Below are 23,680 nucleotides of genomic sequence, written 5' to 3'. Positions count from 1 at the left end.
GAGGGCGCCACCACCAAGTCGCTCAAGGCGGGCAAGGCCGAGGAACTGGCCGCGCTCCCGCTGGAGGAGCGCCTCAAGCGGCGGATCATCGACGGCGAGAAGAACGGCCTGGAGGCCGACCTCGCCGCCGCCCTGCAGGAGCGTCCCGCCCTGGACATCGTCAACGAGACCCTGCTGGAGGGCATGAAGGTGGTCGGTGAGCTGTTCGGCTCCGGCCAGATGCAGCTGCCCTTCGTGCTCCAGTCCGCCGAGGTCATGAAGTCCGCGGTCGCCTACCTCGAGCCCCACATGGAGAAGTCGGACGCGGAGGGCAAGGGCACCATCGTGCTGGCCACCGTCCGCGGCGACGTCCACGACATCGGCAAGAACCTCGTCGACATCATCCTGTCCAACAACGGCTACACCGTCGTCAACCTCGGCATCAAGCAGCCGGTCTCCGCGATCCTGGACGCCGCCGCCGAGCACAGGGCCGACGTCATCGGCATGTCCGGACTCCTGGTCAAGTCCACGGTGATCATGAAGGAGAACCTGGAGGAGCTCAACCAGCGCGGCCTGTCCGCCGACTACCCCGTCATCCTCGGCGGCGCCGCGCTGACCCGCGCCTACGTCGAACAGGACCTCCACGAGATCTACCAGGGCGAGGTCCGCTACGCCCGCGACGCCTTCGAGGGCCTGCGCCTGATGGACGCCCTGATCGGCGTCAAGCGCGGGGTGCCCGGCGCGGTCCTGCCCGAACTCAAGCAGCGCCGGGTCCGCCCGGCCGCCTCCGTTCAGGTCGAGGAGCGGCCGCAGGAGGGACACGTCCGCTCCGACGTGGCCACCGACAACCCGGTTCCGAAGGCCCCCTTCACCGGCACCCGCGTGATCAAGGGCATCCAGCTCAAGGAGTACGCCTCCTGGCTGGACGAGGGCGCCCTGTTCAAGGGCCAGTGGGGTCTCAAGCAGGCCCGTGCCGGCGACGGCCCGACGTACGAGGAGCTCGTCGAGACCGAGGGCCGGCCGCGGCTGCGCGGTCTGCTCGACCGGCTCCAGCGGGACAACCTGCTGGAGGCCGCCGTGGTCTACGGCTACTTCCCGTGCGTCTCCAAGGACGACGACCTGATCATCCTGGACGACCAGGGCAACGAGCGGACCCGTTTCACCTTCCCCCGCCAGAGCCGCGGCCGTCGGCTGTGCCTGGCCGACTTCTTCCGCCCCGAGGAGTCCGGCGAGACCGACGTGGTCGGCCTCCAGGTCGTCACCGTGGGCTCCCGCATCGGCGAGGAGACCGCCAAGCTCTTCGAGGCCAACGCCTACCGCGACTACCTCGAACTGCACGGCCTGTCCGTCCAGCTCGCCGAGGCCCTCGCCGAGTACTGGCACGCCCGCGTCCGCTCCGAGCTGGGCTTCGCGGGGGAGGACCCCTCCGCGATCGACGACATGTTCGCCCTCAAGTACCGCGGCGCCCGCTTCTCCCTCGGCTACGGCGCCTGCCCGAACCTGGAGGACCGCGCCAAGATCGCGCAGCTCCTGGAACCCGAGCGCATCGGCGTCCACCTCTCCGAGGAGTTCCAGCTCCACCCCGAGCAGTCCACCGACGCCATCGTGATCCACCACCCCGAGGCCAAGTACTTCAACGCACGGTGAGCGGCCCGACGCGGCCCGAGGCCCAGCACCTCGACGCACGGTGAAGGGCCCGACGTGCCACGGCGCACACTGATCGGATAAGTCGTACACTTATCGGTCCATCGCAGGCCGGTTGTCCCCTGGCGTACAAGGGGGCAACCGGCCTGATCGTCCCTCAAGGAGGTGCGCCAGGATGACCAGTACGGTCCCCGCGCTCGGAACTCGTACGGCCGAAGGCTCAGCCCTGCAGGCCGTGCTCCTCGACATGGACGGAACCCTCGTGGACACCGAGGGCTTCTGGTGGGACGTGGAGGTCGCGGTCTTCGAAGCCCTCGGACACACCCTGGACGATTCCTGGCGCCCCGTGGTCGTCGGCGGCCCCATGACCCGCAGCGCGGGATTCCTCATCGAGGCCACCGGCGCCGACATCACTCTGTCCGAGCTGTCCGTGCTGCTCAACGACGGTTTCGAGGAGCGCATCGGTCACGCGCTGCCGTTGATGCCGGGCGCCGCCAGACTGCTCGCCGAACTCGCGGCGCACGAGATCCCGACCGCGCTCGTCTCCGCCTCGCACCGGCGGATCATCGACCGCGTCCTGGGTGCGATCGGCTCCCACTTCTTCGCCCTGACCGTCGCGGGCGACGAGGTCGAGCGGACCAAGCCGTTCCCCGACCCCTATCTCCTCGCGGCCGCCCGGCTCGGCGCCGAACCGGCACGCTGCGCCGCCATCGAGGACACCTCGACCGGTGTCGCCTCCGCCGAGGCCGCGGGCTGCCAGGTCATCGCCGTGCCGTCGGTCGCGCCCATCGCCCCTGCCACCCGCCGCGCCGTGGTGAATTCCCTCGAAGAGGTCGACCTGCCCTTTCTGCATCGGCTGATGACAAAAGCACACTGACCGATCACCGAACGTCGTCCACTCCATCACACAGCGTGTGGTTCCGAATGCACGGAAAGGCGGCGGAGGTTCTCTGTGGTAAGCGCGGGCGAGGGTCGGCCCGAATGCAAATCGGGGCGGAACCACTAATTCCGGTACGCCTCAATCAATTTTACTGTGTGACGTTCGCCACGTGACGGAGGGTCGACAGCGGGACCGGATTATGCCCGCACCGCCCCTTCGTGGAGCCCTGACGTGCCCTTGTGTCCCGATTGATGAAACGCTGCACTAATCCTTCCCGTGTCGCCTTGTCGGTGCGTCCGCGCCCGGTTTCGCAGCGTGAGCGGAAAACGGTTCCGGCACCGGTATGGACGAGCTTGTGGTGCGGACTAATGTCATCGCGAGAACATCGCCGTAACCCCGTGACCGCCGCGCCACCCCTGCATGCCGGTTCGCGGAACCTACAGCTCTGGAGAAACACGAGCATGAACCGCAAGACTTTGGTGCTGCCGGCCGTGGTCGGCCTGCTCGCCCCAGTGCTCGCCGCGTGCGGCGGGTCCGCCAGCGGGGGCGACAGCGGCGATGCCATCGTTGTCGGTACCACGGACCAGTTCACCGCGTCGAAGGAAGCCCCGGCACCGTTCGACCCGGCGTACGCGTACGACGTCGGTACCTGGAACGTGCTGCGTCAGACCGTGCAGACGCTGATGGTCCAGCCGCGTGGTGACGGCGAGCCGCAGCCCGAGGCGGCCGAGAAGTGCGGGTTCACCGACAGCGGGAACGAGCGCTACTCGTGCACCCTGCGCGAGGGCCTGGAGTTCTCCAACGGTGACTCGATCACCGCGAGGGACGTCAAGTTCTCGATCGACCGTGCGCGGGCCATCAAGGCCGACAGTGGTGTGGCGGGCCTGCTCTCCACCATCGACACCGTCGAGACCCGCGGCGACCGCGAGGTGATCTTCCACCTCAAGATCGCCGACGCCACGTTCCCGTTCAAGCTGTCGACCCCGGTCGCCGGCATCGTGAACCCGAACGACTACGAGAAGAACAAGCTGCGCGACGGCTTCTCCGTGGACGGCTCCGGTCCGTACAGCGTGAAGATCGAGTCCAAGGACGACACCGTCACCAAGGCCGTCTTCACGAAGAACTCCCGCTACAAGGGACAGCTGAAGGTCAAGAACTCCAAGGTCGAGCTCCGCTCCTTCACGGACGCCGACACCATGGGGGCGGCCCTCGACAAGGGCGACATCGACCTGATGACGCGCTCGATGACGCCCGAGCAGATCACCAAGCTGGGCAACGCCTCGGGTGGCAACGTCAACCTGAACGAGATGCCCGGTCTGGAAATCCGCTACCTGGCCTTCAACACCAAGGCCCCGACGGTGAAGACGACGGCCGTCCGCCAGGCCATGGCGCAGGTGATCGACCGCGGTGAGCTCGTCGCCAAGGTCTACGGATCCCAGGCCGAGCCGCTGTACTCGCTGGTCCCGGCGACCATCACCGGCCACGCCAACGCGTTCTTCAACAAGTACGGCGACCCGAGCAACAGCAAGGCCCAGACGCTGCTGGCCAGGGCGGGCATCACCACCCCGGTCAAGCTGACCCTGCACTACACGACCGACCACTACGGTGCGGTCACCGCGGAAGAGTTCAAGGTCCTGAAGGACCAGCTCAACAAGAGCGGCCTCTTCGACGTCACCATCCAGGGCACGCCGTGGGCCAAGTTCCGCCCGGCGGAGCAGAAGGGTGACTACGACGTCTACGGCATGGGTTGGTTCCCCGACTTCCCCGACGCCGACAACTACCTGGCGCCGTTCCTCGACAAGGACAACTTCCTCGGCTCGCCGTACCTGAACACCCGGATCAGCAACACCCTGATCCCGGACTCCCGACGCGAGGCCGACCGCCTCACCGCCTCCAAGAGCCTCACAGAGATCCAGAACATCGTGGCCAACGACGTTCCCGTGATCCCGCTCTGGCAGGGCAAGCAGTACATAGCCGCGCGTGACGACATCACGGGCTCGGAGTGGGCGCTCAACTCCTCCTCCACCCTGCAGCTGTGGGAGCTGAGCCGCGGCGTCAGCGAGTGACCCAACCGTTCGACCCGAGGCCGTAGGCCCCGGGACAGGACCCGGGACCCGACGGTCCCGGGTCCTTCGGGTTCCACGGCGGGTCTTCCGGGTTCGCCGAGGAGTCCTCCGGGTCCCACGACGGGCCTTCCGGTTCGACGACGGGCCCTTCAGGCTCGACGACGGGCTTTCGGCTTCGACGAAACGGCACCTGCCATCGGCACGCCATGGGGCGGTCCGGAGTCCGGCCGAGCGCCGCCGCCGCACACGACCGTCCCACGCGAAAGGGCGCCCGTTCCGTTGTGGAACGGGCGCCCTTTCGCGCCGTCTCGGCCTTCGCGCCGTCTCAACCTTCGCGCCGTCCCGGACGGACCGGGACCGGCCGGGCCTACTGCGCGCCGGGACGCACCAGCCCGCTCTCGTACGCGTACACCGCCGCCTGCACCCGGTCGCGCAGCCCCAGCTTCGTCAGCACATGCCCCACATGCGTCTTGACCGTGGTCTCGCTGACGAACAGATCCGCCGCGATCTCCGCGTTCGACAGACCGCGCGCCACCAGCTTCAGCACCTCGACCTCACGATCGGTCAGCGTGTGCAGCGTGTCCGGAACCGGCTCGTCCCCCGACGGCAGATGACCCGCGTACTTGTCGAGCAGCCGACGCGTGATGCTCGGCGCGAGCATCGCCTCACCCGCCGCGACCACCCGGATCGCCTGCACCAGCTCATTGGCCGGCGCGTCCTTCAGCAGGAAACCGCTGGCCCCCGCCCGAAGCGCCTCCACCACGTACTCGTCGAGGTCGAACGTCGTCAGCACCAGCACCTTCGCCGGACCGTCCCGGCCAGGGCCGGTGATCTGCCGCGTCGCCTCCACACCGTCCATCCGCGGCATACGGATGTCCATCAGAACCACATCGGGCTGCAGGGCACGAACCTGATCGAGTGCCTGGAGACCGTCACCGGCCTCGCCGACGACCGCGAGGTCCGGCTCCGCTTCCAGAATCATCCGGAAGCCGGTGCGCAGCAGCGGCTGGTCGTCGACCAGTAGGACGCGGATGGCCACGTAAGTCTCCTTCGCTAGTCCGGCCCCATTCTGCCCTGCTCCCCGGCGCCCGACCCGGGCGCCCTGACCGGCAGCGGATATGCCGGGGGAGTACCACCGAATTCCGGACACACCGCTTGATGATCACACCAGCCGCACAGCTTCGTGGGACGCGGCCGCCACTCGCCCGTCTCCGTCGCCTCCTGGATCGCGTCCCACAGAGCCAGCAGCTTGCGCTCGACCCGCTCCAGATCCGCGATCTCCGGGTCGTACGTCAGCACGTCACCACTGCCGAGATAGACGAGCTGAAGACGGCGCGGAACCACCCGCTTCAGCCGCCACACCACCAGCGCGTAGAACTTCATCTGGAACAGAGCGCCCTCGGCGTACTCCGGCCGCGGCGCCTTCCCCGTCTTGTAGTCGACGATCCGGACCTCACCCGACGGAGCCACATCGACCCGGTCGATGATCCCGCGCAGCGTCAGCCCGGAATCCAGCCGCGCCTCGACGAACAGCTCCCGCTCCGCCGGCTCCAGCCGCGTCGGATCCTCCAGCGTGAACCAGCGTTCCACCAGCCGCTCCGCCTCGGACAGCCAGCGCGCCAGCCGCTCGCCCTCCGGGTCGTCCGCGAACAGCTCCGCGACCTCCGGCTTCGTCTCCCGCAACCGGTCCCACTGCCCCGGGATCAACGACTTCGCACGCGGCGCGGTCCGGTCCGCGGCCGGCGCGTCGAACAACCGCTCCAGAACCGCGTGCACCAGGGTCCCCTTGGTCGCCGCCTCACTCGGCTTCTCCGGCAGCTTGTCGATCACCCGGAACCGGTACAGCAACGGACACTGCATGAAGTCGCCGGCACGCGAGGGCGACAGCGAGGCGGGCGGGCGCGCCACCACGGGAGCCGGGCCGCCCGGGACGGCTCCGCCGGTCACGGCTCCTTCTTCGGGCACGGCGCCCTCGGTGCTGGTTTCCATGACAACAGACCATACGGCCCACCACCGACAGTCAACCGGCCCCGGCGAGCACGACGGCACGGAAAACGGGGTGGGCGCGACGGCACGGAAAACAGAGGGGGTGCCGGGGCGGAACGTACCGCGACGGCCGCATACCATCGACCCAGACCCTCCCGCTCCGCACGAACCGGGAGCGGGGGACGCTTCGAACGAGGGGACATCGTGGACGAGAGCGGCGGGAGCGGGCAGCCGCGCTCCGGTACCGGCGGGGCCACCGAGCACCACGAGAGGCCCACGGCCTCCACCGGTGCGGCCTCCGGCGCGGACCCCGGACCGGCAGGGCCCGAGACCACCGGGCCGAGGCCCACGGCCCCCGATCACCACGACTCCCGGACCCGGACACCATCCGACACGGACACGGACACGGACACGGACACGGATCCGGAAACCGACGCGGACGCCGGCACCCCGGCCCGGACGGAGCCCCCGGCCCGGCCCGGGACCACCCCCCGCCCAGAAGACGACACCCCCTCCCACCCGGAGACCGGGTCCCACGACAGCACCACGGCCCCGAACCGGCCCGGACCCGAGACCGCGCCCCACACCGCACCACCGCGCGACCCGCTGACGAAGGACCCCGCCACCACCGGTCACCCCGGGCACACCGGGGAAAACGCACCCCACGGCGAACCCTCCGAGCGATCCGAACCCCTCGAGCCCGCCGACGGCCGGGTCCAGGACCACGGCGAACCCACCGACACCCACCGCACCCGCGCCGGCACCACCCGAGGACGCCCACCACGCCGCACCAAGGAACCCGGCGGCGGCATCCTCATGGGCCGGCCCTTCGGCGTCCCCGTGTACGTCGCACCCAGCTGGTTCCTCGTCGCCGCCCTGATCACCTGGGTCTTCGGCGGCCAGCTCGACCGCGTCCTGCCCGACCTCGGCGCCGCGCGCTACCTCGTCTCCCTCTTCTTCGCCGTCGCCTTCTACGCCTCCGTCCTCGTCCACGAACTCGCCCACACCGTCGCCGCCCTCCGCTTCAAACTCCCGGTCCGCCGCATCCAGCTCCAGTTCTTCGGCGGCGTCTCCGAGATCGAGAAGGAAGCCGAGACCCCGGGCCGCGAATTCGTCCTCGCCTTCGTCGGCCCCCTCCTCTCCCTCGTCCTGTCCGGCCTCTTCTACCTCGCCATGCAGCCCGTCGAGCCCGGCACCGTCCCCGGCGTCCTGCTCGCCGGCCTGATGATCTCCAACCTCATCGTCGCCGCCTTCAACCTGCTCCCGGGCCTCCCCCTCGACGGCGGCCGCATGCTCCGCGCCGTCGTCTGGAAGATCACCGGCCGGGCCATGAGCGGCACCGTCGCCGCCGCCTGGGTCGGCCGCGCCCTCGCCGTGTCCGTCCTCATCGGCCTGCCCCTGCTCACCCAGTCCTCGGCACTCGGCGACGCCCCCGAGAACGCCGGCAGCATGGACACCATCACCGACGCCCTCCTCGCCGCCATCCTCGCGGCGATCATCTGGACCGGCGCCGGCAACAGCCTCCGCATGGCCCGCCTGCGCGAACACCTCCCCGAACTGCGCGCCCGCTCCCTTACCCGCCGCGCCGTCCCCGTCGAGAGCACCACCCCCCTCTCCGAGGCACTGCGCCGCGCCAACGACGTCGGCGCCCGCGCCCTCGTCGTCGTCGACGCCGACGGAGAACCCCTCTCCCTCGTCCGCGAAGCCGCCATCGTCGGCGTACCCGAACACCGCCGCCCCTGGGTCACCGTCAGCGGCCTCGCCCAGGACCTCACCGACGGCATGCGCGTCTCCGCCGAACTCGCCGGAGAGGACCTCCTCGACGCCCTGCGCGCCAGCCCCGCCACCGAATACCTCGTCGTCGAGGACTCCGGCGAGATCTACGGCGTCCTGTCCGCCGCCGACGTCGAGCGCGCCTTCGTCAAAGCCATGGCCCGCCCCTCCTGACCGTGGTCGGCGGCCCCGCGCGGGACCGGTAGGCTGTTCACATGTCCGAACCGACCGGTGCCGCCCGCAGGCGCGGGCCCTTCAAGGTCGGGGACCAGGTTCAGCTGACCGACCCCAAGGGCCGCCACTACACGTTCACGCTCGAGGCCGGGAAGAACTTCCACACCCACAAGGGTTCCTTCCCCCACGACGAGCTGATCGGCGCTCCCGAGGGCAGCGTTGTCCGCACCACGGGGAACGTCGCCTACCTCGCGCTGCGCCCCCTGCTCCCCGACTACGTCCTGTCCATGCCCCGCGGCGCCGCCGTGGTCTACCCCAAGGACGCGGGGCAGATCCTGGCCTTCGCCGACATCTTCCCCGGCGCCCGCGTCGTGGAAGCGGGAGTCGGCTCCGGCTCGCTGAGCAGCTTCCTGCTGCGCGCCATCGGCGACCAGGGCATGCTGCACTCCTACGAGCGCCGCGAGGACTTCGCCGAGATCGCCCAGCAGAACGTGGAGCGCTACTTCGGCGGCCCCCACCCCGCCTGGCAGCTCACCGTCGGCGACCTCCAGGACAACCTGAGCGACACCGACGTCGACCGGGTCATCCTCGACATGCTCGCCCCCTGGGAATGCCTGGAGGCCGTCTCCAAAGCGCTCGTCCCCGGCGGCATCCTCTGCTGCTACGTGGCGACCACCACCCAGCTCGCGCGGACCGTCGAGTCGATCCGCGAGATCGGCTGCTTCAACGAGCCGACCGCCTGGGAATCGATGATCCGCAACTGGCACATCGAGGGCCTGGCCGTCCGCCCGGACCACCGGATGATCGGCCACACCGGCTTCCTGCTCACCGCCCGCCGCCTCGCGGACGGCGTCGAGCCGCCCATGCGCCGCCGCCGCCCCGCCAAGGGCGCGTACGGCGAGGACTACGCCGGCCCGAACGCCGACGGCGGCTCCGGCCGCTGACCCACCCAACGCACCGCCCCTGTGGCCGAGTTACCGGAATCCTCCGGTAACTCGGCCACAGCGCTTTGCCGTTGACACACCGACAGACCGGTGGACCGGACTCTGCGGCCGCGCCCCGCAGGCGTGCCGGGCGCCCGCGAGCGGGCCGCGCGCAAGGCTGCTGACGGTCCGCCGGCTCCGCGGGGCCACCGCAGAGCCGTCGGTTTCGCGGGGCCACCGCGGACGCCCTGGCCAAGCAGCCCGCCTGCCCCGAGACCTCACCGGGTCCCCCGGCCGGCCCACCTGCCTGCCGGGGTCGTCGCGGGCCCACTTGCCTGCGGAGGCCGCCGACCGGCCCGGCTGCCTGCCCGGGGCAACAGGTTCGTCTGCTCGCTTGCTTGCCTGGGACACCGGCCGACCTGCCCGTCAGGGGCGCCGACCGACTCGCCTGCCTGCCAGGTTTCCCCGACCGGCCCGCCGACTCACCAGGCTTCCCGGTCCGGGTGTTCCTGGCGTATCGGACGTGCTCACCCGCGGGCCCACAGGCTTTCGGGAGCGCCCACGGCACGGAGGTCCGACGTCCCGAGGCCGAGGCCGGGGGGAGAGAGACCGGCCCCGCACAGAACGCCCGGGTCCTGGCGAGGCCCGGTCTGCCCAGGGCCGGCGAGGCCCGTCCGCGTGGCGCCCCGGTGCCGGCCACAGGCAGCCCCGCGTACGGGCAGCCCGCGCGAGTGGGCAGGCCGCAACCACGCGGAACACCGGCCAACCCGCCTGACCCCGACCGCCCTGCCGCCGACCCCCGTCGGGAGACCGCAGGGGAGACGGCCCGCAGACCGGCCGAGAACCAGGACACCCCCTCAGGAACCGCCTCCGGCGGCCCGGCAAGGACACGGGGAGACACGGAGACGACCTTGACCGCGGCTGCACGGTCGGCCGCCCGGAGCCTCGGCCGGGGCGCGCGGTCGCCCCGGAGCCGCCCCCGCAGCCATGAGGCGGGCGACCGGCCGCTCGGCCCCGGTCAGCGAGGAAGCCCCTCGGCGGCAGGTGGCAGCCAGCCTGCCTTTCGGCCGCCCGGCGAGGCTCGCGCGGCAGTCTTCCGGCCCCCAGGCCAGGTCCGTGCGGCGGTCTCCCGAGCCGTCCGGCCAGGCACGTGCGGCAGTCGTCCGGGTCGTCCGGCGAGGCGCTCGTGCGGAAGCCTTCCGCCCCCCAGGCCAGGCCCGTGCCGCGGTCTCCCGGCCCCGGCCGGGCTCGTACGGCAGCCCGGTCGGGGGACGGTCCGGCAGCCCTCCCGGCCGCCGGGCCAGGTCCGCCCGGCAGGGCTCCCGACCGCCGGACCAAGGCCCGGCGAAAACTCCGGCGGAACTCTTCACAAGTCCGGACCCCGCCGTTCCACCGGGCTGTGACGTGTGGCACCATGCGGGACACCCACCCCACCGGCACAGCCCTCGCGGGAGACACCCCTAGTGCAGCAATCCGTTGTCCCGGAACTGGCACATACGCAGACCAGCCCCATCCAGTGGGTCGCCACGGCAACCGCCATCGCCGGAGTCGTGGCACTGTCCTCCGTCATCCAGCCCGATGCGGCGAGGGCGGCCCAGCCCGGCGCCGGACCGAGACCGGCGGCAGCCCCCGCGGCCGCCCCCGACCCGGCCGGCGTGGACTTCCCGATCGTCTGCGGCCCCGTCAAGGCGCTCGTCGAGAAGAAGGCCTCGGGCGACCTGGACGGCGACGGCCGCCCGGAGACCGTCGCCGTCGTCCGCTGCGACGCCGGCTCGGGCACCCCGCCCGACGGGGTCTACGTCCTCACCCAGGCCGAGGGAGCCAAGCAGCCCAGGGTCGTCGCGACCCTGATCGATCCCAAGGACCGGCTCAGCGTCACGGACTTCGCGGTGCGCGACGGAGCCGTCACCGCCACGCTGCTCGGCTACTCCTCGATCGACGTACCGAGTTGCTGCCCGGACCTGAAGCAGAACGCCAAGTGGCAGTGGAAGAACGGCGCGTTCATCCGCTCGACGCCGTCCGAAGCGCACGGTGCCTGAACGCGCCCCCGGCGCGAGACCCGGACAAAAGAGAACACCCTCCGCACCGCGGAGGGTGTGATCAACCGGTCACAGAATGACGCGGGGTGTCCGAAAGGTCACTCCGCGTCAGGTCCGAAGACCTCCACCTTGTCCGAAACACGACGGACATGGATGCAGTCCCCCGGACACTCCTTCGCCGAGTCCACCACATCGCGCAGAAGCGGCAGGGGTACGGGCGTTGTGGCGCCCACCGCCTGCAGAAGCTCGTCCTCGGCGCTCTTCACATAGGCCAGACCGTCAATGTCCAGCTCAAAGACCTCGGGCGCGTACTGCACGCAGATCCCGTCGCCGGTACAGAGATCCTGATCGATCCAGACCTCAAGCGCCTCGCCGTCGACTGCGGCCTCCTGCTGCACGGTCATTTCTCCTGCCGTTTTCTGCGTCGAGCGAACCGAAGACTGGGGAATCGGGCCAGCTCTGACGGGTGTTGAACAGTTCGACCCTACCTCTGCCCGCTTCCCAAGCATGTTCGGTGGGTATTCCCCTGGCGTGAGGGAGAGCGCAAGGGTGAAGATCGGACACACCTCTAGAGTCTTTGTGATCTAGGGGTTTCAATCGACACCCACCCAGGTAGGGTCTGGAAGCGTCCAGCTCCCCTTGGAGGAGGTGAGGACCGTGGCAGCCCACGACGACGACATGAACCGCGGCATCCGCCCGGGACGAGGGTCCGATGACCCCGCCGGACAGATTGCCTACCTTGAGCAGGAGATCGCCGTCCTGCGGCGCAAGCTCGCCGACTCTCCGCGGCACACGAGGATTCTCGAAGAGCGGATCGTCGAGCTGCAGACCAACCTGGCAGGCGTGTCCGCACAGAACGAACGACTGGCGAACACACTCCGTGAGGCCCGCGACCAGATCGTGGCCCTCAAGGAGGAAGTCGACCGGCTCGCGCAGCCGCCGGCCGGCTTCGGCGTCTTCCTCACGGCGAACGAGGACGGCACCGCCGACATCTTCACCGGAGGCCGCAAACTCCGCGTGAACGTCAGCCCCAGCGTCGAACTCGACGAGCTCAGGCGCGGCCAGGAAGTGATGCTCAACGAAGCCCTCAACGTGGTCGAGGCCATGGAATACGAGAGCGTCGGCGACATCGTCACCCTCAAGGAGATCCTGGAGGACGGCGAGCGCGCCCTCGTCCAGGGACACACCGACGAGGAACGGGTGGTCCGGCTCGCCGAGCCGCTCCTGGACGTCAATATCCGTCCCGGGGACGCTCTGCTCCTCGAACCCCGTTCCGGCTATGTCTACGAGATCGTTCCCAAGAGCGAGGTCGAGGAACTCGTCCTCGAAGAGGTCCCCGACATCGGCTACGAGCAGATCGGCGGTCTGGGCGGCCAGATCGAGATGATCCGCGACGCGGTCGAGCTCCCCTACCTCTATCCCGACCTCTTCAAGGAACACGAGCTGCGGCCCCCCAAGGGAGTCCTGCTCTACGGACCCCCCGGATGCGGAAAGACGCTCATCGCCAAGGCCGTGGCCAACTCACTGGCCAAGAAGGTCGCCGAAGTGACCGGCCAGGCCACCGGCAAGAGCTTCTTCCTCAACATCAAGGGCCCCGAGCTCCTGAACAAGTACGTCGGCGAGACCGAGCGGCAGATCCGCCTCGTCTTCCAGCGCGCCCGGGAGAAGGCCAGCGAGGGCACCCCCGTCATCGTCTTCTTCGACGAGATGGAATCCCTCTTCCGCACCCGCGGATCCGGCGTCAGCTCGGACGTGGAGAACACCATCGTCCCGCAGCTCCTCGCCGAGATCGACGGCGTCGAAGGCCTGCAGAACGTCGTGGTGATCGGCGCCTCCAACCGCGAGGACATGATCGACCCCGCCATCCTGCGGCCCGGCCGGCTCGACGTGAAGATCAAGATCGAACGCCCGGACGCCGAAGCGGCCAAGGACATCTTCCAGAAGTACCTCACCGAACGCCTCCCCCTGCACTCCGAGGACGTCGGAGAGCACGGCGGCGACAGGGCGGCCACCGTCCACGGCATGATCCAGACAGCCGTGGAACAGATGTACGCCGAATCCGAGGAGAACCGCTTCCTGGAGGTCACCTACGCCAACGGCGACAAGGAAGTCCTCTACTTCAAGGACTTCAATTCCGGCGCCATGATCGAGAACATCGTGGGCCGCGCCAAGAAGATGGCCATCAAGGACTTCCTGGAGCACAGCCAGAAGGGCCTCAGGGTCTCCCACCTCCTCCAGGCATGCGTGGACGAGTTCAAGGAGAACGAGGACCTGCCCAACACCACCAACCCCGACGACTGGGCCCGCATCTCCGGAAAGAAGGGCGAACGGATCGTCTACATCCGTACGCTCATCACCGGAAAACAGGGCGCGGACACCGGACGCTCCATCGACACGGTGGCCAACACCGGTCAGTACCTGTAAAAGACAGGGCGGCTGCGGGTGCCCTCCACGGGTACCCGCAGCCGCCTGCTTTTCCGGTCACGGCCGGAACACAGCAATGACGCAAATGATCTCCCCACCAGCGCAGAGGCGTTCTAGGCTCTTTCGTACCGCCGAGTCGCGCAGTGCGGGGACGGGCACCGCACACGCACCGGAGCGCCAGCGGTACTTGAGCAGCGCCCCCGACCGAGGGCGCCGCCGGGCAAGGAGGGCCGCATGACCGTACGGCGAGTAATGGGCATCGAGACGGAGTACGGGATCTCCGTCCCCGGTCACCCCAACGCCAATGCCATGCTCACCTCGTCCCAGATCGTCAACGCCTACGCGGCGGCGATGCACCGGGCGCGCCGCGCCCGCTGGGACTTCGAGGAGGAGAACCCGCTGCGGGACGCGCGAGGCTTCGACCTCGCCAGGGAGGCCGCCGACTCCAGCCAGCTCACCGACGAGGACATCGGCCTGGCCAATGTCATCCTCACCAACGGAGCACGGCTGTACGTCGACCACGCACACCCGGAATACAGCTCCCCCGAAGTCACCAACCCCCGCGACGCCGTCCTGTGGGACAAGGCCGGCGAGCGCATCATGGCCGAGGCGGCGGAGCGGGCCGCCCAGCTGCCCGGCGCCCAGCCGATCCACCTCTACAAGAACAACACCGACAACAAGGGCGCCTCGTACGGCACGCACGAGAACTACCTGATGAAGCGGGAGACCGCCTTCTCGGACATCGTGCGGCACCTCACCCCCTTCTTCGTCTCACGCCAGGTCGTCACCGGAGCGGGCCGCGTCGGCATCGGCCAGGACGGCCACGAACACGGCTTCCAGCTCAGCCAGCGCGCCGACTACTTCGAGGTCGAGGTCGGCCTGGAGACCACGCTCAAGCGCCCCATCATCAACACCCGCGACGAACCGCACGCCGACGCCGAGAAGTACCGCCGGCTGCACGTGATCATCGGGGACGCGAACCTCTCCGAGATCTCGACCTACCTCAAGCTCGGCACCACGGCACTGGTCCTCTCCATGATCGAGGACGGCTTCATCGCCGTCGACCTGGCCGTCGACCAGCCCGTACGCACCCTCCACCAGGTCTCCCACGACCCGACCCTCAAGCGCCTCGTCACGCTCCGCAGCGGCCGCACGCTCACCGCCGTGCAACTGCAGATGGAGTACTTCGAGCTCTCGCGCAAGTACGTGGAGGAGCGGTTCGGGGCGGACGCGGACGAACAGACCAAGGACGTCCTCCTGCGCTGGGAGGACACCCTGAACCGCCTGGAGAACGACCCCATGAGCCTGGCCGGCGAACTCGACTGGGTCGCCAAGCGCGAGCTCATGGAGGGCTACCGGCGCCGCGACGGCCTCGACTGGGACGCCGCCCGGCTCCACCTCGTCGACCTCCAGTACGCCGACGTACGCCCCGAGAAGGGCCTCTACAACCGTCTGGCCGCCCGGGGCAAGATGAAGCGCCTGCTGGACGAGAACGAGGTCGAGCGGGCCCGCACGACCCCGCCCGAGGACACCCGCGCCTACTTCCGCGGACGCTGCCTGGAACAGTACGCGGACGACGTGGCGGCGGCCTCCTGGGACTCGGTCATCTTCGACCTGCCCGGCCGGGACTCGCTCCAGCGCGTCCCAACCCTGGAGCCCCTTCGCGGAACGCGTAATCACGTCAAGGAGCTCCTGGACCGTTGCCGGACGGCCGAGGACCTGGTCAGGGTCCTGTCGGGCAACTGAGCTTCCGCCCGGACGGCACACGCCGGACAGGGTGGAATACCCGGCGTTACGGGAATCATCGAGGTGGTCCCCGTACGTTGTGGCAACTGCGGGGCCGATGTCGGACCCTGCTTGTAGGGTCTGATCAAGAACGTCGAACCGAGCGGGGTGAGGGTTATGGCGACCAAGGACACCGGCGGCGGACAGCAGAAGGCGACGCGTTCCACCGAGGAGGTCGAGGAACAGTCGCAGGACGCGAAAACGACCGACGACCTCAAGGAACGCCAGGAAAAGCTGAGCGACGATGTCGACTCGGTTCTTGACGAAATTGACGATGTACTCGAGGAAAACGCCGAGGACTTCGTTCGGTCATTCGTTCAGAAAGGCGGCCAGTAGCCTTCGAATCGAAGGCTACGGGGGGTCGCCGAATTGGCGAATGAAGATGGTGTGAAGTGCTGCGTGCGGTGCGGCGAAAGCAAGCCGCACGCAGCCTTCGCTCGGAAGCGGTCCAATCTGGACGGTCTGCAGCATCGCTGTCGAGATTGCGCGTCCGAGAGTGACCGGAAGCGTCAGCTGAGCCTCGGGCGCGAAGTGCGCCCGCAGGTGGAGGTGCCCGAGGGGCACAAGCGCTGCCTCAAATGCGGTGAGGTCAAGCCGTGGAGCGAGTGGCATCGCAATGCAACGGCTTCGGATGGATTGTCGAATCGTTGCAAGGCGTGCCGGGCGATTGAAGGCCGTGCGGGACACCTGAAGCGCAGCTACGGCCTCACCGAAGCCCAGCGTGACGAGATGGCGGCCTCTCAGATGGGGCTCTGCGTGATCTGCCTGAAAGCTCCTGCAGTTCATGTGGATCACTGCCACGAGACGGGTAGTGTCCGAGGCGTACTGTGCTTCAGCTGCAATGCCGCACTGGGGCAGTTCAAGGATCGGCCCGATGCCGTAAGGCGGGCTGCCGACTACCTGGAAGGAAACGCGTGGAAGCCAACACTCGTAGCACCGGGCGTCTACCGGCTGCCTTCCTGACGCCCGGGTCGTCGTCCTTCATGGACTTCCTGTCCGAGCACCAGCCGGAGATGCTCCCGGGCAAGCGGCAACTGCCGCCCGTCCAGGGCGTGATCGAGGCCCCGCACGGCACGACGATCGTCGCCGTGACGTTCCCGGGCGGGGTCGTCCTCGCCGGTGACCGGCGGGCCACGATGGGGAACGTCATCGCCCAGCGGGACATCGAGAAGGTGTTCCCGGCCGACGAGTACTCGGCGGTGGGCATCGCAGGTACGGCGGGCCTGGCTGTCGAGATGGTGAAGCTGTTCCAGCTGGAGCTGGAGCACTTCGAGAAGGTGGAGGGCGCGCAGCTCTCCCTGGAGGGCAAGGCGAACCGCCTGTCCACGATGATCCGTTCCAATCTGGGCATGGCGATGCAGGGTCTCGCCGTGGTGCCCCTGTTCGCGGGCTTCGACGTGGACCGCGGCAAGGGGCGCATCTTCTCGTACGACGTCACGGGCGGCCGTTCCGAGGAGCACGGCTACGCGGCCACGGGGTCCGGTTCGCTCTTCGCGCGCAGTGCGATGAAGAAGCTCTACGCGAAGGATCTGACGGAGGATCAGGCCACGACGCTGGTCATCCAGGCCCTCTACGACGCGGCCGACGACGACTCGGCGACCGGTGGTCCCGATGTCGCGCGCCGGATCTACCCGATCGTCACCGTGATCACGGAGAGTGGTTTCCGCCGGCTCACCGACGAGGAGGCCTCCGAGATCGCCCGCGTGATCCTGGAGAGGCGGCTCCTGCAGCCCGACGGCCCGCGTGCCGCGCTGTACTGAAGACCCGTCTTTCTCCCAGGTGATCCAGTGACTTCGACAGAAAGGGACGGATAGCCGGTGTCGACGCCGTTCTATGTCTCACCCCAGCAGGCGATGGCCGACCGGGCCGAGTACGCCCGCAAGGGCATCGCCCGTGGCCGCAGCCTGGTCGTGCTCCAGTACGCCGACGGCATCGTGTTCGTCGGCGAGAACCCGTCCCGCGCGCTGCACAAGTTCAGCGAGATCTACGACCGGATCGGCTTCGCGGCCGCCGGCAAGTACAACGAGTACGAGAACCTGCGGATCGGCGGTGTGCGGTACGCCGACCTGCGTGGCTACACGTACGACCGTGACGACGTGACCGCCCGTGGTCTGGCGAACGTGTACGCGCAGACGCTGGGCACGATCTTCTCGTCGGCGGCGGAGAAGCCGTACGAGGTGGAGTTGGTGGTCGCCGAGGTCGGCGAGACGCCGGACGGTGACCAGATCTACCGGCTGCCTCACGACGGTTCGATCGTGGACGAGCACGGTTCGGTGGCGGTCGGTGGCAACGCCGAGCAGATCAGCACCTATCTGGACACTCAGCACCGGGACGGCATGTCGCTGGCCGAGGCGCTGAAGCTGGCCGTCCAGTCGCTGTCCCGGGAGCCGAACGGCGGTGAGCGGGAGATTCCGGCGGAGCGTCTCGAGGTCGCGGTGCTGGACCGTACGCGGCCGCAGAAGCGGAAGTTCAAGCGGATCACGGGCCGTCAGCTGTCCCGGCTGCTGGAGGTCGGGGGAGCGGAGACCGCCACGGAGGCGGAGGACGCCGACGACGAGTGAGGTTCGGGCAGGACCGCGCATCCGTCTGTCGGGTGCTCGTGCGGAAGGGGTCGCTCCGGTGCAGACCGGCGCGGCCCCTTCCGTTTGTCCCGGGGGTGGGGGCCGGGGGTTGTTCTAGGGGCCAGGAGGGGCCGTGGAGCCGCGTACGACCAGGTGGACGGGGATGTCCTCCTGCGGGGGCGTGCGGCCGTCCAGGACGGCGAGGAGGGCTTTCATGCCCTGTTCGCCGAAGCGTTCGGCGTCGAGGTGGACCGTGGTGAGTTCGGGGTCGAGGGCGCGGGCGAGGGCGAGGTCGTCGAGTCCGGTGATGGAGATGTCGTCGGGGATGCGCAGGCCGAGGCGGCGGGCGGCCTTGTAAGCGCCGGCGGCGAGTTTGTCGTCGTCGCAGATGACCGCGGTGGGGCGGGGGCCCGGGGCGGAGAGGGCCGTCTGGGTGGCGGCGAGGGCGTCTTCGAAGGAGATGGGTGCGCGGGTGACGCGCAGGCTGGTTCCGGGGACCTCGACGAGGCAGGAGGCGATCTCGCGCCCGCGGACCTCGAAGGTCCAGGAGGGGATGTCGGCGGCGAGGTGGAGGAAGCGGCGGTGGCCGAGTTCCAGGAGGTGGTCGGTGACCTGGCGCACGCCGTCGGCGATGTCGAGGTTGACGGTGGCGGCGCCCTGGCTGCCGGCGGGGTCGCTGTCGAGCATGACGAGGGGGAGCTGGTCGCCGCGGATGGCGGTGAGGGCGTCGGCGGCCATGGAGGAGGCGATGACGCCGTCGAGGGCGGCCTGGGCGGAGCCGAAGGGGTCGCGGGCGGGGCCGATGCCTTCGGGGGAGGGGTAGAGGACGACTCCGAAGCCGTGTCGGGCGGCGACGCGGGCGGCGCCGGTGTAGACGCCGGCGAAGAATTCGGTGGTGAGGGCGGGGACCACGAGGAGGACGGTGCGGGTGCGGCCGAGGCGGAGGTTGCGGGCGGCCAGGTTGGGGCGGTAGCCGAGTTCCTGGGCGGCTTCGCGGACGCGTTCGGCGGTGGCGGGGGAGACGCGGCCGCGCCACTTGTCGCCCAGGACCAGGGAGACGGCTGCCTGGGAGACCCCGGCGGCCTCGGCGACGTCCCGGCTGGTGGGGCGCGTGCTACCTCTTGCCACCGTGGGCCTGCTCCTTCGTCTGGACTCCCGGTCAGCGCACATGGTACGTATTGAGGAGGACGTTATACGTAACACGTGAGCGTCGTGCGCTAGCGGAAGGGCAGGCCATGGCCGCGGGATACCTGGAGATCCTCAGGGCGAGACACGCTGCCAGGCTGCTGGTGGGGACGCTGGTGGGGCGGCTGCCGAACGCCACCGCGGCCATCGCCGTGGTGCTGTTCGTGCGGGCCGGGGGCGGCACGTACAGCCTGGCGGGCGGGCTCGCCGCCGTGTACGGGGTGGCCAACGCGGTCGGGCAGCCGGTGCTCGGCCGGCTCGTGGACCTGTACGGCCAGCCGCGGGTGCAGCTGCCCGCGGCGGTCGTCTCGGCTCTCGGCATGGGCGTCTTCGCGCTGGCCGGTACGGATCCGGTGGCGCTCGCCTGTGCCGCGATGGCCGTGGCCGGGCTCTTCACGCCTCCCCTGGAGGGCGGTCTGCGGGCGCTGTGGCCCTCGGTGCTGCGCGAGGAGGAGCAGGTGCACACCGCGTACGCGATGGACGCGGTGGCGCAGGAAGTCATGTTCACCGTCGGACCGTTGCTCGTGACGCTGTGCGTGGCGCTGTGGTCCGCGCAGGCCGCGCTGCTGATCCTGGCCGTCGTCGGTGTCCTGGGTGCCCTGTCCGTGGTCGTCTCGGAGCCCTCGCGCGCGTGGCGTTCGGCGCCGCGCGAGGCGCACTGGCTGGGTGCCCTGCGCTCGCCGGGGCTGCTGGCGCTGCTCGGGGCGTTCCTGTTCATCGGGATCGCGCTCGGGTCGATCACGGTCGCCGCGGTGTCGTACGCGGACGCGCACGGCGGGGACGCGGTGTACGGCTGGCTGATGGCGGGGATCGGGCTCGGCGCGCTGCTGGGCGGTGTGGTCTACGGCGCGCGCCGGTGGGGCGGGGCGCCGGAGCGGCGACTGCGGGTGCTCGTGGCCCTGCTGGCGGTGTGTTATGTCCCGCTGATGCTGGTGCCGGGTCCGGTCGCGATGACGGTGCTGGCGGCCCTTGCCGGGGTGTTCCTGGCGCCGAGCATCGCGTGCGCGTTCGTGCTGGTGGACCGGCACGCGCCGGCCGGTACGGTCACCGAGGCGTTCTCCTGGCTCGTGACGACGTTCACGGTGGGTGCCTCGGTCGGTACGGGGCTCGCGGGGCCGGTGGTCGAGTGGGGCGGGGCGGGGTGGGGCTTCGCCGTTCCGGGGGTCGCGGGTGCTGCCGCGCTGGCGGTTCTGCTGGCCACGGGACGGGTCCTCGCAGCTACCGGGAGGGGCGGGGTTGTTGCGGTGTCATCGGAAAATGATCCAAACCGAGCTGTCGAACCCCGTTTCAGCTCAGGGGATCGGGCGTAATGTTCTGTCATGGACCGCCGCATTTTCGGGCTGGAGAACGAGTACGGCGTCACGTGTACGTTCAGGGGACAGCGGCGACTGTCTCCCGACGAGGTGGCGCGGTACCTCTTCCGCCGTGTCGTGTCATGGGGCCGCAGCAGCAATGTCTTTCTGCGGAACGGTGCCCGCCTTTATCTCGACGTGGGATCACATCCGGAATATGCGACACCCGAATGTGACAACGTGACGGAACTCGTCACCCACGACAAGGCCGGCGAGCGCATTCTCGAGGGTCTTCTGGTGGACGCCGAACGACGCCTGCACGAGGAAGGGATCGCGGGCGACGTCTATCTGTTCAAGAACAACACCGACTCGGCAGGCAACTCCTACGGGTGCCACGAGAACTATCTGGTGGCCCGGCACGGGGAGTTCTCCCGGCTCGCGGACATCCTCATCCCGTTCCTGGTGACGAGGCAGCTGCTGTGCGGTGCGGGCAAGGTGCTGCAGACGCCGCGCGGTGCCGTGTACTGCGTCAGTCAGCGGGCCGAGCACATCTGGGAGGGCGTCAGTTCCGCGACGACCCGGTCGCGGCCCATCATCAACACGCGTGACGAGCCGCACGCGGACGCCGAGCGTTACCGCCGGCTGCATGTCATCGTGGGCGACTCGAACATGTCCGAGACGACGATGCTGCTGAAGGTCGGTGCCACGGATCTCGTGCTGCGCATGATCGAGGCGGGCACGGTCATGCGGGACCTCACTCTGGAGAATCCCATTCGGGCGATCCGTGAGGTCAGTCATGACATCACGGGCCGGCGCAAGGTGCGTCTGGCCAGTGGGCGCGAGGCCTCCGCGCTGGAGGTGCAGCGGGAGTACTTCGAGAAGGCCGTGGACTTCTGCGAGCGCCGCGGGATCCGGACGGGGACGGTCGAACAGGTTCTCGAACTGTGGGGCCGTACGCTCGACGCGATCGAGGCCGAGGATCTCGACCGGATCGGCACGGAGATCGACTGGGTCATGAAGTACCAGCTCATCGAGCGGTACCGGGCGAAGCACAACATGACCATGTCGCACCCGCGGGTCGCGCAGATAGACCTCGCATATCACGACATCCACCGACGTCGTGGTCTTTACTACCTCCTGGAGAGGAAGGGGCAAGCCGCGCGGATCTGCAACGACTTGAAGATCTTCGAGGGCAAGTCCGTGCCGCCGCAGACCACTAGGGCCCGTCTGCGCGGTGACTTCATCCGGCGGGCCCAGGAGCAGCGGCGGGACTTCACCGTCGACTGGGTGCATCTGAAGCTGAACGACCAGGCGCAGCGCACGGTGTTGTGCAAGGACCCGTTCCGTTCGGTGGACGACCGGGTGGAGAAGCTGATCGCCGGGATGTGAGCCGGGAGTTCCGTGGGTGACGCGGAACGCAACGCGGGGCGCCGTACGTTTTCCGTACGGCGCCCTTCTCACGTCGTAGAGTTGCGCGCACGCCATCCACCAAGATCGACCGATACGAGGCTCCCACCGTGCGCCGACGCTCACTCCTTCTCTCCGTACCCGCTGGACTGGTCACGCTCGCCGGATGCGGTGACGACGGCGACTCAGGCTCGGCGAAGTCCAGCAAGAGCCCGTCGCCCTCGGCCTCGGCCGCGGCTTCCGCGCCGCCCCCGCCGAAGATCGTCGACGGTCCGCTGCCGGCGATCACGGCCGGTACGAAGTTCGGTGAGAAGCCGACCGTGGCCAAGGGGCCGGGGGAGCCGTCGAAGGATCTGGCGGTCAGGACGGTGATCGCGGGCAACGGGAAGACGGTCGCGGAGAACGACTACATCCAGGCCAATTACCTGGGGCAGATCTGGGCCACGGCGAAGGTGTTCGACAACTCCTACGACCGGGGGACGCCGCTGGTGATCCAGTTGGCGCAGGGCGGCATCATCGACGGCTGGCGTTACGGCCTGGTCGGCAAGAAGGCCGGCAGCCGGGTCGAGATGGCCGTTCCGCCGACCTGGGGTTACGGCACGTCCGGCAACGCGCAGGCGGGTATCAAGGGCACCGACACGCTGGTGTTCGTGGTGGACATCGAGGACACGTTCAACTCGAAGAGCTCGGCCAAGGGCAAGGACGTCCCGCAGAAGGACGCCTCGCTGCCGGTGGTCGGCACCAACACGGACGGTTCGGCTCCCAAGATCACGGTGCCGAAGAAGGCCGCTCCCACGAAGCTCGTGGCGAACTACGTGATCGAGGGTGACGGTCCCGAGGTCAAGGCGGACAGCGCGGTGCTGGTGCAGTACGAGGGTGTGCTGTGGGACAGCGGCAAGGAGTTCGACTCGACGTACAAGCGCGGTCAGCTGACGTCGTTCTCGCTGCAGCAGGTCGTCAAGGGCTGGGCGCAGGGGCTGACGGGCAAGAAGGTGGGCAGCCGCGTTCTGATCGTGATTCCGCCGGCTCTGGGCTACGGCGACAACCCGCCGGCCGGCAGCGGTATCAAGAAGGACTCCACGCTCGTCTTCTCGGTCGACATCCTGGCGAAGATGTAAACCCTCCGGGGATGTAAGACTGTCCGTGTTGTCTTGTACGTACACAAGCAGGAGCAAAGACGTGAGCATCGAGAAGCCCGAGATCGATTTTCCCGAGGGCAACCCCCCGAAGGACCTCGAGATCAAGGACATCTGGGAGGGCGACGGCCCCGAGGCCAAGTCGGGTCAGAACGTCACGGTGCACTACGTGGGTGTGTCGTTCAGCACGGGTGAGGAGTTCGACGCGAGCTGGAACCGGGGCGAGCCGTTCCGTTTCCCGCTCGGCGGCGGCCGCGTCATCAAGGGCTGGGACAAGGGTGTGCAGGGCATGAAGGTCGGCGGCCGTCGCCGGCTGACCATCCCCGCGCACCTCGCCTACGGCGACCAGAGCCCCACCCCGGCGATCAAGCCCGGTGAGACGCTGATCTTCGTGGTCGACCTGATCGCGGTCTGATCACGGAGGAC

General features: G+C 69.0%; 20 protein-coding genes. 16 read left to right on the top strand and 4 right to left on the bottom strand.

The window, feature by feature from the left end:
• From ACH4S8_RS30705 to ACH4S8_RS30695, 3 genes are all read left to right on the top strand, one after another.
• Nucleotides 1-1,626: vitamin B12 dependent-methionine synthase activation domain-containing protein (locus tag ACH4S8_RS30705; RefSeq protein ID WP_398399717.1), on the top strand; the 1,626-nt coding region annotated here is incomplete at its 5' end.
• Nucleotides 1,627-1,798: 172 nt separating this feature from the next.
• On the top strand, nucleotides 1,799-2,500 hold the full coding sequence (locus ACH4S8_RS30700; protein ID WP_398399715.1) for an HAD family hydrolase: 702 nt from the start codon (nucleotides 1,799-1,801) through the stop codon (nucleotides 2,498-2,500).
• 464 nt (nucleotides 2,501-2,964) lie between these two features.
• Nucleotides 2,965-4,569 (top strand): ABC transporter substrate-binding protein, encoded by a 1,605-nt coding sequence (locus tag ACH4S8_RS30695; protein WP_398399713.1) that lies wholly within the window; start codon nucleotides 2,965-2,967, stop codon nucleotides 4,567-4,569.
• Nucleotides 4,570-4,936: 367 nt separating this feature from the next.
• Here ACH4S8_RS30695 and ACH4S8_RS30690 read toward each other — a convergent pair whose 3' ends face one another.
• Nucleotides 4,937-5,608, bottom strand: a complete 672-nt coding sequence (locus ACH4S8_RS30690) for a response regulator transcription factor (protein ID WP_037628456.1) — start codon at nucleotides 5,606-5,608, stop codon at nucleotides 4,937-4,939.
• Between the two features lie 14 nt (nucleotides 5,609-5,622).
• Nucleotides 5,623-6,558: a RecB family exonuclease gene (locus ACH4S8_RS30685; protein ID WP_398399711.1), complete on the bottom strand. Its 936-nt coding sequence runs from the start codon at nucleotides 6,556-6,558 to the stop codon at nucleotides 5,623-5,625.
• Between the two features lie 201 nt (nucleotides 6,559-6,759).
• Between ACH4S8_RS30685 and ACH4S8_RS30680 the strand changes: the two genes are divergently transcribed.
• The 3 genes from ACH4S8_RS30680 (at nucleotide 6,760) to ACH4S8_RS30670 (ending at nucleotide 11,464) form a co-directional block, all read left to right on the top strand.
• Nucleotides 6,760-8,502 carry a site-2 protease family protein gene (locus ACH4S8_RS30680; protein ID WP_398399709.1) on the top strand — a complete coding sequence of 581 codons (1,743 nt, stop codon included), beginning with the start codon at nucleotides 6,760-6,762 and terminating at the stop codon, nucleotides 8,500-8,502.
• Nucleotides 8,503-8,543: 41 nt separating this feature from the next.
• Nucleotides 8,544-9,446, top strand: a complete 903-nt coding sequence (locus tag ACH4S8_RS30675; protein WP_269658250.1) for a tRNA (adenine-N1)-methyltransferase — start codon at nucleotides 8,544-8,546, stop codon at nucleotides 9,444-9,446.
• A gap of 1,442 nt (nucleotides 9,447-10,888) precedes the next feature.
• Nucleotides 10,889-11,464 carry a hypothetical protein gene (locus ACH4S8_RS30670; protein ID WP_398399706.1) on the top strand — a complete coding sequence of 192 codons (576 nt, stop codon included), beginning with the start codon at nucleotides 10,889-10,891 and terminating at the stop codon, nucleotides 11,462-11,464.
• 98 nt (nucleotides 11,465-11,562) lie between these two features.
• Here the strand turns inward: ACH4S8_RS30670 and ACH4S8_RS30665 are convergent, their stop codons facing one another.
• Nucleotides 11,563-11,868 carry a ferredoxin gene (locus ACH4S8_RS30665; protein WP_398399704.1) on the bottom strand — a complete coding sequence of 102 codons (306 nt, stop codon included), beginning with the start codon at nucleotides 11,866-11,868 and terminating at the stop codon, nucleotides 11,563-11,565.
• 253 nt (nucleotides 11,869-12,121) lie between these two features.
• On the opposite strand from ACH4S8_RS30665, the gene arc reads away from it, so the two are divergent.
• The 6 genes from arc to prcA all read left to right on the top strand — a co-directional run bounded on the left by arc (nucleotide 12,122) and on the right by prcA (nucleotide 18,234).
• Nucleotides 12,122-13,888, top strand: coding sequence for a proteasome ATPase (arc, locus tag ACH4S8_RS30660; protein WP_339128326.1), 1,767 nt, complete (start codon nucleotides 12,122-12,124; stop codon nucleotides 13,886-13,888).
• 234 nt (nucleotides 13,889-14,122) lie between these two features.
• The gene (gene dop, locus ACH4S8_RS30655; protein ID WP_398399701.1) at nucleotides 14,123-15,634 is read left to right on the top strand and encodes a depupylase/deamidase Dop; all 1,512 of its coding nucleotides are present in this window, start codon (nucleotides 14,123-14,125) and stop codon (nucleotides 15,632-15,634) included.
• Between the two features lie 156 nt (nucleotides 15,635-15,790).
• Entirely contained in the window at nucleotides 15,791-16,009 is a 219-nt protein-coding gene (locus ACH4S8_RS30650; RefSeq protein ID WP_398399699.1) for a ubiquitin-like protein Pup, read from the top strand.
• 33 nt (nucleotides 16,010-16,042) lie between these two features.
• Complete coding sequence (locus ACH4S8_RS30645; protein ID WP_398399697.1) at nucleotides 16,043-16,636, top strand: endonuclease VII domain-containing protein; 594 nt, start codon at nucleotides 16,043-16,045, stop codon at nucleotides 16,634-16,636.
• Nucleotides 16,588-17,433: a proteasome subunit beta gene (gene prcB / locus ACH4S8_RS30640; RefSeq protein ID WP_398399695.1), complete on the top strand. Its 846-nt coding sequence runs from the start codon at nucleotides 16,588-16,590 to the stop codon at nucleotides 17,431-17,433. Before ACH4S8_RS30645 ends, prcB begins: the two co-directional genes overlap by 49 nt.
• Nucleotides 17,434-17,490: 57 nt before the next feature.
• Nucleotides 17,491-18,234 carry a proteasome subunit alpha gene (gene prcA / locus ACH4S8_RS30635; RefSeq protein ID WP_339128322.1) on the top strand — a complete coding sequence of 248 codons (744 nt, stop codon included), beginning with the start codon at nucleotides 17,491-17,493 and terminating at the stop codon, nucleotides 18,232-18,234.
• Between the two features lie 114 nt (nucleotides 18,235-18,348).
• Here the strand turns inward: prcA and ACH4S8_RS30630 are convergent, their stop codons facing one another.
• A complete protein-coding gene (locus tag ACH4S8_RS30630; RefSeq protein ID WP_398399692.1) occupies nucleotides 18,349-19,362 on the bottom strand; it encodes a LacI family DNA-binding transcriptional regulator in 1,014 nt (337 codons plus the stop codon).
• 107 nt (nucleotides 19,363-19,469) lie between these two features.
• Here ACH4S8_RS30630 and ACH4S8_RS30625 point away from each other — a divergent pair, with 107 nt between their 5' ends.
• The 4 genes from ACH4S8_RS30625 to ACH4S8_RS30610 all read left to right on the top strand — a co-directional run bounded on the left by ACH4S8_RS30625 (nucleotide 19,470) and on the right by ACH4S8_RS30610 (nucleotide 23,669).
• Nucleotides 19,470-20,729: an MFS transporter gene (locus ACH4S8_RS30625; protein WP_398399690.1), complete on the top strand. Its 1,260-nt coding sequence runs from the start codon at nucleotides 19,470-19,472 to the stop codon at nucleotides 20,727-20,729.
• A gap of 9 nt (nucleotides 20,730-20,738) precedes the next feature.
• The gene (gene pafA / locus ACH4S8_RS30620) at nucleotides 20,739-22,100 is read left to right on the top strand and encodes a Pup--protein ligase (RefSeq protein WP_037628436.1); all 1,362 of its coding nucleotides are present in this window, start codon (nucleotides 20,739-20,741) and stop codon (nucleotides 22,098-22,100) included.
• Nucleotides 22,101-22,228: 128 nt separating this feature from the next.
• Entirely contained in the window at nucleotides 22,229-23,236 is a 1,008-nt protein-coding gene (locus ACH4S8_RS30615; RefSeq protein ID WP_398399687.1) for an FKBP-type peptidyl-prolyl cis-trans isomerase, read from the top strand.
• A gap of 61 nt (nucleotides 23,237-23,297) precedes the next feature.
• On the top strand, nucleotides 23,298-23,669 hold the full coding sequence (locus ACH4S8_RS30610) for an FKBP-type peptidyl-prolyl cis-trans isomerase (protein ID WP_398399685.1): 372 nt from the start codon (nucleotides 23,298-23,300) through the stop codon (nucleotides 23,667-23,669).
• Nucleotides 23,670-23,680: the final 11 nt, after the last annotated feature.

Origin of the sequence: Streptomyces sp. NPDC021080 (assembly GCF_044333225.1) — a bacterium.
Taxonomy (GTDB): Bacteria; Actinomycetota; Actinomycetes; order Streptomycetales; family Streptomycetaceae; genus Streptomyces.
The sequence above is the reverse complement of the archived record's forward strand: the minus strand, read 5'-3'. Positions and strand labels throughout refer to the sequence as shown.

Bases quoted from the DNA above. Each gene is read 5' to 3' on its own strand.
- ACH4S8_RS30650 (WP_398399699.1), top strand. From the start codon at position 15,791: ATGGCGACCAAGGACACCGGCGGCGGACAGCAGAAGGCGACGCGTTCC.
- dop (WP_398399701.1), top strand. From the start codon at position 14,123: ATGACCGTACGGCGAGTAATGGGCATCGAGACGGAGTACGGGATCTCC.
- ACH4S8_RS30700 (WP_398399715.1), top strand. From the start codon at position 1,799: ATGACCAGTACGGTCCCCGCGCTCGGAACTCGTACGGCCGAAGGCTCA.
- ACH4S8_RS30625 (WP_398399690.1), top strand. From the start codon at position 19,470: ATGGCCGCGGGATACCTGGAGATCCTCAGGGCGAGACACGCTGCCAGG.
- ACH4S8_RS30695 (WP_398399713.1), top strand. From the start codon at position 2,965: ATGAACCGCAAGACTTTGGTGCTGCCGGCCGTGGTCGGCCTGCTCGCC.
- ACH4S8_RS30665 (WP_398399704.1), bottom strand. From the start codon at position 11,868: ATGACCGTGCAGCAGGAGGCCGCAGTCGACGGCGAGGCGCTTGAGGTC.
- ACH4S8_RS30685 (WP_398399711.1), bottom strand. From the start codon at position 6,558: ATGGAAACCAGCACCGAGGGCGCCGTGCCCGAAGAAGGAGCCGTGACC.
- pafA (WP_037628436.1), top strand. From the start codon at position 20,739: ATGGACCGCCGCATTTTCGGGCTGGAGAACGAGTACGGCGTCACGTGT.
- ACH4S8_RS30675 (WP_269658250.1), top strand. From the start codon at position 8,544: ATGTCCGAACCGACCGGTGCCGCCCGCAGGCGCGGGCCCTTCAAGGTC.